Genomic DNA, 12,668 nt, shown 5'->3' with positions numbered 1-12,668 from the left:
ACCCACCCGCTTTCATGTAACACCGGGCCTGGAGCTGCCCCCTGGCCCGGTTGCAATGCGATTCTGCCATGCATGCGCCGCATGGCCTGCGCCACGCGTGGATTACTGCAACTTGTCCAACGCCTCGGCCAGGTGGTTGATCCAGATGTCCACCAGGCCGGCATTTTCCAGGCTGCCCTTGAGCACCGGCTCCACGGCAAAGCCCTTGTTGCGCAGCACGGTCTTCCAGCTGTCCTCCTCATCGCCGGCCATGTCGTTGTTGGCATGGTCACCCGCCACGGCCATGAAGGGCATCAGCCAGACCTTGGCCGGCTTTTTGCGAGTCAGCTCTGCCACAATGTCATCCAAAGAGGGTGAGCCCTCCACCGTGCCCATGCAGGCCAAGGGATCGAGCTTCCACAAATAATACTGCATGGCCGGGTACATGGCGTTGCCGGGATGGTGGGTGCCATGACCCATGAAGACCAAAGCGTCCTTGGCAGTGCGTCCCTTGGGCGCATTGGCCAGGAGGGCCTTGGCCGCGGCCTCGAAATCCCCGGTGGAGCTGAGCAGCGGCATCCCGAGTTCGATGTGCTGCAAGCCCTTGGGCATGCCTTCAAAGCGGCGGGCCGTCTCGGCGAGCATGTGGAATTCCTGCCCAGGAATCGTTTGCAGGGACTGCACGGCCACGTGGGTGAACTTGTCTTCCATGAGCCGGGCGAAGGCTTCGGCCGGGGAATCGACGGCTTCCGCGCCTTCCATTTGCCGGATCTGGTGCGACGACCAGGCCCAGCGAACCTCCACGCCTGGGAAACGCGCCTTGACCTTGGCCTCGAAGTCCTTCAGCGGACCGCGGGCTGTTTCGTATGACGTGCCAAAGGCCACCAGCAGGATGGCCACCTTGGGTTCGCCGCCTTTCTTGCCGCCATGGGCCTGGGCCTCCACGGGCTGCCCCAGCAGCATACACAGGACCACCGCCAGCAGCAGCGTGCACAGCGCCTGTTTCATGATACTCCTCCTCGCGTTGTGCGGACGGTCGGACAGGGCGAACCACGCAAAAAGCCCCTTCTCCCACGTGCGCAGGAGAAGGGGCCGTTTTTCCCTTGTCCACAAGAGCCGGGCCGGCAAAGTCCGCGTTGCCGGGGGCGGTGTCAGTTGTCGGGCAGGTCTTCCGACTCGTCCCCCGCCACCCCGGCCTTCCCGGACCAAAGGGCCAGTGGCTCGCAAGGAGGTGACGGTTGGATGGGACTCACGGCGGCGGGTCCGCTCCCGACTTGCACGGGATTCCCTATTAAGCCTTTGCAGGCGCCCGAGGCACTCAAATCACAATTAGGCCGTCCGGTCAACTGGCCGGTAATTGGCCGGCGCGCGGCCGAGCCAGCGCCCTCTAGCCCTTGGCGCGCTCCTCCAGCATGGCCACGGCCGGCAGGACCTTGCCTTCCAGGAACTCCAGGAAGGAGCCGCCGCCGGTGGAGATGTAGCCCATGGAGGCCGCAAGGCCGAACTTCTCCACCATGGCCACGGAATCGCCCCCGCCCACCAGGGAGAACGCCGCGGAGTCGGCGATGGAATACGCCAGCACCTTGGAACCACCGGCAAACTGTTCATATTCGAACACGCCCACGGGGCCGTTCCAGACGATGGTGGCGGCGTCCTTGCAGGCTGCGGCATAGGTCTTGGCCGTCTGCGGGCCGACGTCCAGGACCATGTCCTCCGCGCCAATTTCGTCCACATTTTTGAGGAAGGGCCGCGCCGTGGCCGAAAGCTCGGCAGCCACCACCACATCCGTGGGCACATAGATGGTCTTGCCCTGGGCCTTGGCGTCAGCCAGGAGCTGTTTGGCGTCTTCCACCAGATCGGCTTCGTAAAGGGACTTGCCCACGCCATACCCCTGGGCCACCAGGAAGGTATTGGCGATGCCGCCACCGACGATGAGGCCATCCACCTTTTTGAGCAGATTGTTGAGGACCAGGAGCTTGGTGGAAACCTTGGCCCCGCCCACGATGGCCAGAAGCGGCCGCTTGGGGCTGCCCAGGGCCTTGGTCAGGGCGTCGAGTTCGGCAGCCAGGAGCACGCCAGCGCAGGCCACGGGGGCGAACTGAGCCACGGCGTGGGTGGAGGCCTCGGCGCGGTGGGCTGTGCCAAAGGCATCCATGACGAAGATATCGCACAGGGCGGCGTACTTCTTGCCCAGCTCGGGATCGTTCTTCTTCTCGCCCTTGTTCATGCGCACGTTTTCCAGGAGCACCAGCTCACCGGGAGCGGCCTCCACGCCTTCCAGCTCGCGCACCAGGCGGACCTTGCCGCCCAGGTGTTCGTTCAGCCAGTCGGCCACAGGCTTCATGGAGTTCTTCTCGTCAAACTCGCCTTCCGTGGGCCGGCCCAGATGGCTCATGGCGATGACCCTGGCGCCCTTCTCCATGGCCAGCTTGATGGTGGGCAGGGAGGCCGTGAGACGGGTGGCGTCGGAAATGACGCCGTCCTTCAGGGGCACGTTGAAGTCTTCGCGGATGAGCACCCGCTTGCCGGCGAGATCCAGATTGGCCATGTGCAACACATGCATGATCACATCTCCTGGGATGGACGGGACGCGTAAGGATGGGAACAGCCGTTCCTGTCAAGCCTTACAGCATTTCCCGCACAAGTGCCACAATCCGATCTGCCGTGAGACCGAATTCGGGAAACAGCTTGTCCGCCGGGGCGGAAAGGCCGTAATGATCCAGCCCGACCACGGCGCCTTCGCTGCCCACGTATTTGTACCACAGCCCTGTGGCTCCGGCTTCCACCGCCACGCGCAGGGTCACCGCCGGCGGCAGCACGGCGTCCTTGTAGGCTTTTGGTTGGGCGTCGAAGACTTCCTGGCAGGGCATGGAGACCACGCGCACGGCCACGCCTTCCTCGGCCAGCTGCCGGGCCGCCTTGACGGCCAGCATCACCTCGCTGCCCGTGCCCATGAGGATGGCCTTGGGCTGCGGGGCGTCCAGCAGCACGTAGCCGCCCTTGTCCATGTTGGCCAGGGCGTCGGCTTCGCGCACCAGGGGCGCGAGGTTCTGGCGGGTCAGGCACAGGGCCGAAGGCGTGGTTTCCTGGGCCAGGGCCCAGGTCCAGGCCGCGGCGGTTTCCGCAGCGTCCGCCGGCCGCCAGACGGCCAGGTTGGGGATGAGCCTGAGGGAGCTGACGTGCTCGATGGGCTGGTGGGTCGGCCCGTCCTCACCCACGCCAATGGAGTCGTGGGTCAGCACGTAGATGGCCTTCAGGCCCATGAGGGCGCTCATGCGCATGGCATTGCGCATGTAGTCGGAAAAGACCAGGAAGGTTCCGCCAAAGGGGATGAACCCGCCGTGCAGGGCCAGGCCGTTCATGATGGCGGCCATGGCGAACTCGCGCACGCCATAGTTCACGCTGGTGCCCGTGGGGACGTCGGGCCGGTAATGCACCGCGCCTTTCCAGTGGGTGCAGTTGGATTCGGCCAGGTCCGCGGAGCCGCCCACCAGCTCGGGCAGGCGCGGGGCCAGGGCGTCCAGGCACATCTGGGATCCCTTGCGCGAGGCCACTGGCTTTTCCATCAGGTTCATTTCCCGTATCAGGCTGGCGGCCAGATCCTGAAAATCCGCAGGCAGGTCGCCGGCCATGCGACGGGTCAGTTCGGCGGCCTTTTCGGGATTGGCCTGGGCATAGGCGGCAAAGCGCTCGTTCCAGGTGGCTTCCAGTTCGCGGCCTTCGGGACGGGCGTCCATGGCGGCGTAGATGGTGTCGGGAATGGTGAAGGGCGGCTGCGTCCAGCCCAGCTCCGAGCGGGTGCGGGCGATTTCATCCTGGCCGAGGGGCGCACCGTGGCATTTCTCACTGCCGCAAAGGGTGGGCGAGCCGAAGCCGATGATGGTCTTGCAGCAGATGAGGGAAGGCTTGTCGGTCACGGCCTTGGCCGCGGCGATGGCCGCATCCACGGCTTCCGGGTCATGGCCGTCCACATCGGCAATCACGTGCCAGCCGTAGGCGGCAAAGCGGGCCGGGGTGTTGTCCGCAAACCAGGGATGGACCTGGCCGTCGATGGAGATGCCATTGTCATCATACAGGGCGATGAGCTTGCCAAGTTTGAGGGCCCCGGCCAGAGAGCAGGCCTCGTGAGAGAGGCCTTCCATCATGCAGCCGTCGCCCATGACCACATAGGTGTGGTGATCGATGAGGGTGCAGTCCGGAGTGTTGAACTGGGCGGCGAGCATGGTTTCAGCCAGGGCCATACCCACGGCGTTGGCAATGCCCTGCCCCAGGGGGCCGGTGGTGGTTTCCACACCGGGGGTGTGCCTGTATTCGGGATGCCCGGCAGTACGCGAGCCAAGCTGGCGGAAGTTTTTGATATCCTCAATGGAGAGATCATAGCCGGTCAGATGCAGCAGGCTGTACAGCAGCATGCTGGCGTGGCCGTTGGAAAGCACGAAACGGTCGCGGTTCCACCATCCGGGATTGATGGGGTTGTGCTTGAGGTGCCTGGTCCAGAGGGTCACGGCAAAGTCGGCCATGCCCATGGGTGCGCCAGGGTGGCCGGAGCGTGCCTGCTGCACGGCGTCGATGCTCAGGAAGCGCACGGCATTGGCCATCTCGCGCATGGTGGACATGATCATCTCTCCTTGCTGGGGACGGCCGCGGCGTAGCCAGGGCCGCCGGGTGAATGGGTCTGCGGCGCGGGGACGAATTGAACCTGTCCGCTACCCGCGCATGGCTTGCTGAAACAGTTGGTGGCGTTCATAATAAGGTGGAAACGCAAAGAAAGCCGACCCCGAGACCAGCACGTCGGCCCCGGAGTTGACCAAGGCGCCGGCATTGGAAGGGGTGACTCCACCATCCACCTGCACCCGCGGCCAGCAGCCCAGCCGGCGGCACATGGCCCGCAACTCAATGAGCTTGCGGTAGGTGAATTCCAGGAACTTCTGCCCGCCAAAGCCGGGGTTCACGCTCATGAGCAGGACCATGTCGCACTGGGGCAACACGTATTCCAGCACATTGAGCGGGGTGTGCGGATTCAGGGACACCGCAGCCTGTTTGCCCGTGGCCTTGATCTGGGCCAGGACGCGCTCCAGATGGGTGCAGGCCTCGGCATGCACGCAGATGAGATCCGCGCCAGCGTCGGCAAAGGCTTCCACATATTTCTCGGGTTCCACAATCATCAGGTGGACATCAAAAAACAGGGAGGAGCCCTTGCGGCAGGCCCGGATGAGCGGCGGCCCCAGGGTGATGTTCGGCACAAAGCGGCCGTCCATGACGTCCCAATGCACCCAGGAGAGCCCGGCGGCTTCCAGGGCCTCCAGCTCTTCGCGCAGGCGGCCGAAATCGCAGGACAGCAGGGAGGGAGACAACAGCGGGGGATGCACGGGGGAAGCGGGGGTCATTCGTCCTCCAGAAGACGGCGGATGGCGCGCAGTTCGGCGGCGATGTCCAGCAGGAGGATGTCGCGCCGCGGATCCGCCTTCGGGGGTCTGGGCGGCTCGGGGGCCATGGTCGCCGCCAGGGTGAGCGCCGCAGGCCTTGGGGGCTGCAGCGGGGCAGGCCGGGGTGACAGATCGATCAGGGCCAGCTGCTCCGAACTGCCCGGCGGCGCCGGGAACCGCGCCTCCAGGGCCTGGCGTGCGCCCTGGATGGTGCGTTTTTCCTCGTATAACAACCGTTTTATTTCCAGCAACAATGCCAGGTGGGCCTCGGTGTACAGCCGTTGGCCCCCCTCGGTACGCACTGGATCCAGCTGCGGAAACTCCGTTTCCCAGAACCGCAGCACCGAGGAGTTCACCTCCAAGAGGCGGGCGACTTCCCCGATCTTATGGAGCTGCTCTTCGGTCACACACCTTGCCCCTTGTCGGCGTCAGGAGCGGGCCGCCTCCGGGCTGGCTGCGGCCTGCTGCAGCACATTGTGCAGCCGCTCCATCTCTTTGTCCACATCCTTGTCCTTCAAGGTTTTGGACGGATGACGGAAGGTGAACCGCAGGGTCCAGTTGCGCGGGCCGTCCTCGCCGGAAGGCAGATAGCGGTCCACCAGAACCACCTCTTCCAGAATCGTTGATCCAGCGTCCCGGGTCGCCTCCAGCAACGTCTGCACCGGCATGCCCGCCGGAGCGGCCACGGTGATGTCCCGCCGCGACGCCGGGAAGACCGGCAGCGGCCTGAAAGCCGGCACAGACCCGCCAGCCAGCCGCGCGAGCACGTCCAGCTCCAGCTCGGCCAGCCAGACATCCTGGCGGGCGTGATAGTCCCTGGCGATTTCCGGCTGCACCCGGCCCAGCACCCCGACGAATTCTCCCTGCACGGTCACGGCCACGGCCGGCGAGAGGTAGGGATGCTCGTCCATTCGGGCGAAGGTTCCGGCAGGCAGGCCAAGGGCGGTCAGCAGATGTTCGACCAAGCCTTTGAGATCCTGATAATCCGCCACATCGCGAGCCTGAGGCCAGCCTTCGGCCTCGCGCGGGCCATACAGGACAAGGCCCAGACGACTTTCCTCGCGCACCGTGGTCTCGGAAGTCGCGTCCTGGAAAAAGGCCTTGGCCACCTCAAAGAGCCGCACCCGCTCTGCGCCCTGGGAGAGGTTGACCTTGAGGGAGTACAGCAGGCCGGGAGCCAGGGCCGTGCGCAAGGCGTCCTGCTCTTCGGAAAGCGGATTGAGGACACTGACCCGGTTTTCCACAGGCAGGTGGAAGCGATCCAAATCCTTGTGTCCGAAAAAGCTGAAGTTGATGGCTTCCAGCAGGCCGCAGCTCCGGGCCCAGTGCTTGGCGCGCATGGTCCAGGCAAAGGGAGTGCGGTCCTGACGCGGCGCGTCCAGCTGCCGGGGAACGGCGGGCACCACGCCGGGGATGCGATCCAGGCCATGGACGCGGCCCACTTCCTCGACGAGATCGGCCTCGCGATCCAAATCCACGCGATGGCTGGGGGCGGTCACCACCCAGGCGCCGGGCAGGTCGGCAGGGGCAGTCTCGTCCACCTGACAGCCGAGATGCTGCAGGGTGGTACGGCAGAAGTCCTCGGTCATCTCCACGCCCAGCAGCCTGCTGGCCCTGGCCGGACGGAAGTTGATGCGACGATTGATCCAGGGCGCGGGCTCGGCCACGGCCACGCCGGGGTGCAGCGTCCCGCCGCCCAGTTGGGTCATCAGTGCCGCGGCGCGGTCCAGGGCAAAGCGGGAGCCGGGCTGGTCCACACCCCGCTCGAAGCGGTACCCGGCCTCGCTGGAAAGGCCCAGGCGGCGGCCGGTGCGGCGGACCGTGCCCGGCCGGAACACGGCGGATTCCAGGAAAATGTTAGTGGTGCCGTCGTGCACCTCGGAGTTGGCCCCACCCATGACACCAGCCAGGGCCACGGGCTTGTCGCCGTCCCAGATGCAGAGGTCATCGGCGATGAGGGTCCGGGTCTGGCCGTCCAGGGTCACCACCTGCATGCCAGCCTCGGCGCGGGCAATGCGGATTTTGCCGCCGGCCAGGAGGTCCATGTCAAAGGCGTGCAGGGGCTGGCCCAGCTCCATCATCACGTAGTTGGTCACGTCCACCAGATTGCTGATGGGTCGCAGCCCCAGGGCAATGAGCCGGTAGCGCAGCCAGGCCGGGGACTTGCCAATGGTTACGCCGCTGATGACCCGGCCCTGGTAGACCGGACAGAGCGCGGGCTCTGGAATTTCCACGGCAAAGAGGGCGTTCGCGGCGGGCTTGCCGGCGTCTTCCTGCAACGCGAAAGCTGGCAGGGTGACGGGCATGCTCAGGGCCAGGGCGGCCTCGCGGGCCACACCGAGGTGGGAGAGGCAGTCGGCGCGGTTGGGAGTGATGCCGATCTCAAAGACTTCCGTATCCAGGCCCAGGGCCTCGACCAGGGGGGTGCCCGGCGTGCACGCGCCTTCGAGCACCAGGATGCCGTCCTTGCCTTCGCCAAGCCCCAGTTCCGTCTCGGAGCAGATCATGCCCTGAGAGGCCACGCCGCGCAGGGTGGCCGGCTTGATGGCCACGCCATTGGGCAGCACCGCGCCGGGCAGGGCCACGGGCACGGTCTGGCCGGCGGCCACGTTCGGCGCGCCGCAGACGATGGTCAGGGGCGGATTCTGGCCCACATCCACAGTGCAGACCGAGAGTTTCTCGGCCTGGGGATGGGTCTCCCGCGTCAGGACGCGGCCGATGACGACCTGGTCCAGGGAGGCAAAGGGATTGAACAAATCCTCAACTTCGAGTCCCTGCATGGTCAGGCGGTCGCCGAGGGCAGCCGGGGTGATCTCGAAGGGAACGAACTCTCTGAGCCAGGAGCAGCTCACGCGCATGGGGCGGTCTCCCTGGTATGCGCGGTGGGCCTAGGCGAACTGCCGCAGGAACCGCGCGTCGTTTTCGAAGAACATGCGCAGGTCGCCCACGCCGTATTTGAGCATGGCGATGCGTTCCACGCCCATGCCGAAGGCAAAGCCGCTCCAGGTTTCGGAGTCGTAGCCCACGGCGCGGAATACTTCGGGGTCGATCATGCCGCAGCCCAGGATCTCCAGCCAGCCGGTGGTCTTGCAGACCCGGCAGGGCTCGTTGCCGCGATGGCCGACGCCTCCGCACATGTTGCAGGAGATGTCCACCTCGGCGCTGGGCTCGGTGAAGGGGAAAAAGCTGGGGCGGAAGCGGACCTTGGTCCCGGTTCCGAACAGGGCCTGCAAAAAGGCCGTCAGACTGCCGCGCAGGTGGGCCATGCTCACGTTGCGGTCCACCAGAAAGCCTTCGATCTGATGGAACATGGGCGTGTGGGTGATGTCTGAATCGCGGCGGTAGACCTTGCCGGGGGCCACGGCGGCCACGGGGGGCTTGCGGGCCAGCATGGTGCGGATCTGCAGGGGCGAGGTGTGCGTGCGCAGGACGATGTTTTCCTTGACGAACAAGGTGTCCTGCATGTCGCGGGCCGGATGGTCGCCCGGCATGTTCAGGGCCTCGAAGTTGTACCAGTCGGTCTCCACCTCGGGGCCAGACACAATTTCGAACCCAAGATGCTGGAAGACCTGGCAGATCTCCTCCATCACCCTGGTGATGGGATGCAGCGCGCCCAGGGCCGGAGTGCGGCCGGGGACGGTGGGGTCGAAATGCTTGAGCAGCGCGTCGGCCTTGGCTTTTTCAAGGGCAGCCAGGGCATCGTCGAAGCGCTGGGTAATGGCTTCCTTGACGCGGTTGGCGGCCTGGCCCAGGACGGGGCGATCGGCCGGATCAGCCGTGCCCAGTCTGGACATCAGCCCGGCCAGCCGGCCCTTGCGGCCCAGGAATTCCACACGCACGGCGTCCAGGGCCTCGGCCAGAGACGCCGGCGACGAGGAAGCACCCTCCGCCATGACAGCGGAGAGCCCTTCCTCGAATGCCGGAACCAGGGAGTCGAACTCCCGCAACAAGTCGTCAATGCTCATGATCAGCGCCGCAGCTGCAAGCCGGGGCTCCGGCCCTTAGGCCAGGGCCAGCTTTTCTTTGACCACGGCAGCCAGGCTGGCGAAGGAGGCCTTCTCGCGCACAGCCAGATCGGCCAGGACCTTGCGGTTCAGCTCGATGCCGGCCAGGGCCAGACCGTGCATGAACTTGCCGTAGTTCAGGCCGTGCTCGCGGGCGGCGGCGTTGATGCGCAGAATCCACAGCTTGCGGAACTCGCGCTTTTTGACCTTGCGGTCACGGTAGGCATAGCAGAGGCTGCGTTCCACGGCCTCGCGCGCGGAGCGGTACAGGTTGCCCCGGCCGCCGCGGAAACCCTTGGCCTGATCGATGTATCGCTTGTGCCGCCGATGGGCGGCCATCCCGCGTTTGACTCGCATTGTCTAGCTCCTTGAGGCGTATGGGCAGCCCAACACGCCTTAGGCGTAGGGCATGAGCGCCTTGAGGGCGCGTTCGTTGGTCTTGTCCACCATGGCGCTCTGGCCCAGGCGGCGTTTGCGCTTGGGGGACTTCTTGGTCAGAATGTGGCGCATGTTCTGCTGCCGGCGCTTGAATTTGCCTGTGCCGGTTTTGGAAAAGCGCTTGGCCGTGGACTTGTTGGTCTTCAGCTTGGGCATGATGGCTCCTGCCTTGGTTCGAAGGATCGCACGCCCTCCCCTCCCCTTGCGGGGAGGCAGGCTGGCCGGGGCGGGCCAGGGCGGGACAGGCGCAATCCCATACGTATACTACACGAATGCGCTCACACTTTCTTGGCGGCAGGTGAGATCAGCATGAACAACGTACGGCCTTCGGCCTGCGGTTCCTGATCCACCTTCCCTCTGTCGCCGATGCACTCCACAAACCGCTGCAGAATGGTGAGCCCGCGGTCTTTGTGCACGATTTCCCGGCCACGGAAAAACACTGTCACCTTGACCCGATCGCCTTCTTCCAGAAAGCGCAGCACATGCTTGAGCTTGGTCTGAAAGTCGTGCTCATCGGTCTTGGGGCGGACCTTGATTTCCTTCACCTGGATGACGGACTGGCGCTTGCGCGCCTCCTGCTGCTTTTTCTGCTGCTGGTACTTGTACTTTCCGAAATCCATGATGCGGCAGACTGGAGGCTCGGCATTGGGCGCGACTTCCACGAGGTCCAGCCCCTTTTCCTGGGCGGCTCGAAGGGCGTCGTCGCGCGACAAGATGCCGAGCTGCTCCCCGTCTTCACCAATGACGCGAAGCTCCCGCGCACGAATCTGCAGGTTACACCGGGCATGGGGTGGCGAAGAAATAGCGCATCCCTCCTCGTTCAAACGGTTCCTGACAGGCCTTGACGATCAACGCGGCAGCGTCTTCCAGGGTCATGAACCCCAGGTTCTCCCCGCCGCGGAGACGCACGTTCACACCCCGCGCCTCCACTTCCTTGTCGCCCACGACCAACATGTACGGTATCTTTTCCATCTGGGCCTCGCGAACCTTGAAGCCCAGTTTTTCATTACGCAGGTCCGCCTCCACGCGCAGGCCGTGATCGGTCAGCACGCGGACAGCTTCCTGGGCAAATGCATTGTGCGCATCCGTCACCGTCAACACCCGCGCCTGCACCGGGGCCAGCCACGTGGGGAACGCGCCGGCGTAATGCTCAATGAGCACGCCGATGAAGCGTTCAATGGCTCCCAGCACCACGCGGTGCAGCATGACCGGGCGCTGCTTCTCACCATTTTCATCAATATAGGTGAGGTCGAAGCGTTCCGGCAAGGTGAAATCGCACTGAATGGTGGCGCACTGCCAGCGACGATCCAGGGCGTCCTTGAGCTTGATGTCGATCTTGGGCCCGTAAAACGCGCCGTCACCCTCATTGATGTCATAGGGCCGACCCAGCGTGTCCAGGGCCTGACGCAGGGCGCTGGTGGCGCGCTCCCAGTCTTCATCCGAGCCAATGGATTTTTCCGGCCGGGTGGAGAGTTCAATCTCGTACTCAAAGCCGAAGAGATCCATCACATCCTGCACGAACTTGACCACACCCAGGATTTCGTCCTGGAGCTGATCCGGCCGGCAGAGCAGATGCGCATCGTCCTGGGTGAACTGCCGCACACGCAAGAGCCCGTGGAGCACGCCGCTCTTTTCGTGGCGATGCACCACGCCCAGCTCGAACATGCGCAGGGGCAGATCCCGGTAGCTGCGCAGGCGAGACTTGTAAATCAGCATGTGGGACAGGCAGTTCATGGGCTTTACGCCATAGGCCTGGCCGTCCACCTCGGTGAAGTACATGTTCTCGCGGTAATTATCGTAGTGCCCGCTGGTTTCCCACAGGTCGCGCTTGAGCAGGATGGGGCCCTGCACGATGCTGTAGCCGCGCTTGAGGTGCTCCTTGCGTTCGAAGTCCTCAAGAATGGTGCGGACGAGTGCGCCCTTGGGATGCCAGATGACCATGCCCGCGCCGGCGTCTTCATTGAAGCTGAAGAGATCCAGCTGTTTGCCCAGCACGCGGTGGTCGCGTCGTTTGGCTTCCTCGATGCGGTCCAGGTAGGCCTTGAGCTCTTTTTCGTCGACAAAGGCGGCGCCGTAGATACGCTGCAGCCGGGGGCCGTGCTCGTCGCCGCGCCAGTAGGAACCGGCCACGGAGGTGAGCTTGAAGGCTTTGAGCATGCCGGTGCGGGGCAGGTGCGGGCCGCGGCAGAGATCCACAAAGTCGCCATTGCGGTAGACGCTGAATTCATCCGCGCCGATGCTGTCCATGAGTTCGAGCTTGTAGGTCTCGCCCATGGCCGCGAACATGGTTTTGGCGTCTTCCTTGGAGGCGACCTGACAGGAAAAAGGCAGGTCTTCGGCCACAACCTTGCGCATCTCGGCCTCGATGGCCTCAAGATCTTCGGGCGTAAACGGGCGTGCCGAGTCGAAATCGTAGTAAAAGCCGTTTTCGATGGCCGGACCGATGGTGACCTTCACCTCGGGGAAGAGGCGCTTGACCGCGGTGGCCATGATGTGGGCGGCGGAATGGCGCAGAATATCCAGGCCCTCCGCGGAGTCCAGCAGCACGGGAGCAAGCTCTTCGCACCCGGCCGGCACGGACGCCGTGAGGTCAAGCAGCCGTTCCCCGCATTTGCAGGCCACGGCTTTCTTGAACTGCTTGCCGCTCAAGGCACCCTTGAGGACCTCGGCGCACGAAGCGCCGGCCCGGGCCTCCACGGGCGCGGCGGCGCCATCATTTTGCACGACCCTGATCTGCACAACCCTGCTCCTTGCGAGCGGCGCTCAAGGCGCCCCGCGCCATCTGCGTAGCCTTTCCCAAAACATCCAAGCCGCTGCAGAC

Annotated in this window: 11 protein-coding genes and 1 riboswitch; all 11 genes read right to left on the bottom strand. The window is 64.8% G+C overall.

Annotated elements, in window-relative coordinates; all coding sequences use genetic code 11:
- Positions 1–102: 102 nt before the first annotated feature.
- Positions 103–987 (bottom strand): sirohydrochlorin cobaltochelatase, encoded by an 885-nt coding sequence (locus ACYQ00_RS14600; RefSeq protein ID WP_460032834.1) that lies wholly within the window; start codon positions 985–987, stop codon positions 103–105.
- A 136-nt stretch (positions 988–1,123) separates the two neighbouring features.
- A riboswitch (cobalamin riboswitch) is annotated at positions 1,124–1,307 on the bottom strand.
- 59 nt (positions 1,308–1,366) lie between these two features.
- Entirely contained in the window at positions 1,367–2,542 is a 1,176-nt protein-coding gene (locus ACYQ00_RS14595) for a phosphoglycerate kinase (protein WP_460032833.1), read from the bottom strand.
- A gap of 61 nt (positions 2,543–2,603) precedes the next feature.
- Positions 2,604–4,595 (bottom strand): transketolase, encoded by a 1,992-nt coding sequence (gene tkt, locus ACYQ00_RS14590; protein ID WP_460032832.1) that lies wholly within the window; start codon positions 4,593–4,595, stop codon positions 2,604–2,606.
- Between the two features lie 90 nt (positions 4,596–4,685).
- Positions 4,686–5,366 (bottom strand): ribulose-phosphate 3-epimerase, encoded by a 681-nt coding sequence (gene rpe, locus ACYQ00_RS14585; protein WP_460032831.1) that lies wholly within the window; start codon positions 5,364–5,366, stop codon positions 4,686–4,688.
- The gene (locus ACYQ00_RS14580; protein ID WP_460032830.1) at positions 5,363–5,812 is read right to left on the bottom strand and encodes a MerR family transcriptional regulator; all 450 of its coding nucleotides are present in this window, start codon (positions 5,810–5,812) and stop codon (positions 5,363–5,365) included. Before ACYQ00_RS14580 ends, rpe begins: the two co-directional genes overlap by 4 nt.
- A gap of 21 nt (positions 5,813–5,833) precedes the next feature.
- On the bottom strand, positions 5,834–8,263 hold the full coding sequence (pheT, locus tag ACYQ00_RS14575; RefSeq protein ID WP_460032829.1) for a phenylalanine--tRNA ligase subunit beta: 2,430 nt from the start codon (positions 8,261–8,263) through the stop codon (positions 5,834–5,836).
- Between the two features lie 30 nt (positions 8,264–8,293).
- The gene (pheS, locus tag ACYQ00_RS14570) at positions 8,294–9,370 is read right to left on the bottom strand and encodes a phenylalanine--tRNA ligase subunit alpha (RefSeq protein ID WP_460032828.1); all 1,077 of its coding nucleotides are present in this window, start codon (positions 9,368–9,370) and stop codon (positions 8,294–8,296) included.
- Between the two features lie 36 nt (positions 9,371–9,406).
- Positions 9,407–9,766 carry a 50S ribosomal protein L20 gene (gene rplT / locus ACYQ00_RS14565; protein WP_460032827.1) on the bottom strand — a complete coding sequence of 120 codons (360 nt, stop codon included), beginning with the start codon at positions 9,764–9,766 and terminating at the stop codon, positions 9,407–9,409.
- 39 nt (positions 9,767–9,805) lie between these two features.
- Positions 9,806–10,003 (bottom strand): 50S ribosomal protein L35, encoded by a 198-nt coding sequence (rpmI, locus tag ACYQ00_RS14560; RefSeq protein WP_460032826.1) that lies wholly within the window; start codon positions 10,001–10,003, stop codon positions 9,806–9,808.
- 122 nt (positions 10,004–10,125) lie between these two features.
- Positions 10,126–10,650 (bottom strand): translation initiation factor IF-3, encoded by a 525-nt coding sequence (infC, locus tag ACYQ00_RS14555; protein ID WP_460033174.1) that lies wholly within the window; start codon positions 10,648–10,650, stop codon positions 10,126–10,128.
- Positions 10,622–12,571: a threonine--tRNA ligase gene (gene thrS / locus ACYQ00_RS14550; protein ID WP_460033173.1), complete on the bottom strand. Its 1,950-nt coding sequence runs from the start codon at positions 12,569–12,571 to the stop codon at positions 10,622–10,624. The genes infC and thrS overlap by 29 nt, the downstream gene beginning before the upstream one ends.
- Positions 12,572–12,668: the final 97 nt, after the last annotated feature.

This window comes from Megalodesulfovibrio paquesii (genome assembly GCF_054653055.1).
This window is presented reverse-complemented; position numbering and strand designations above follow the sequence as displayed.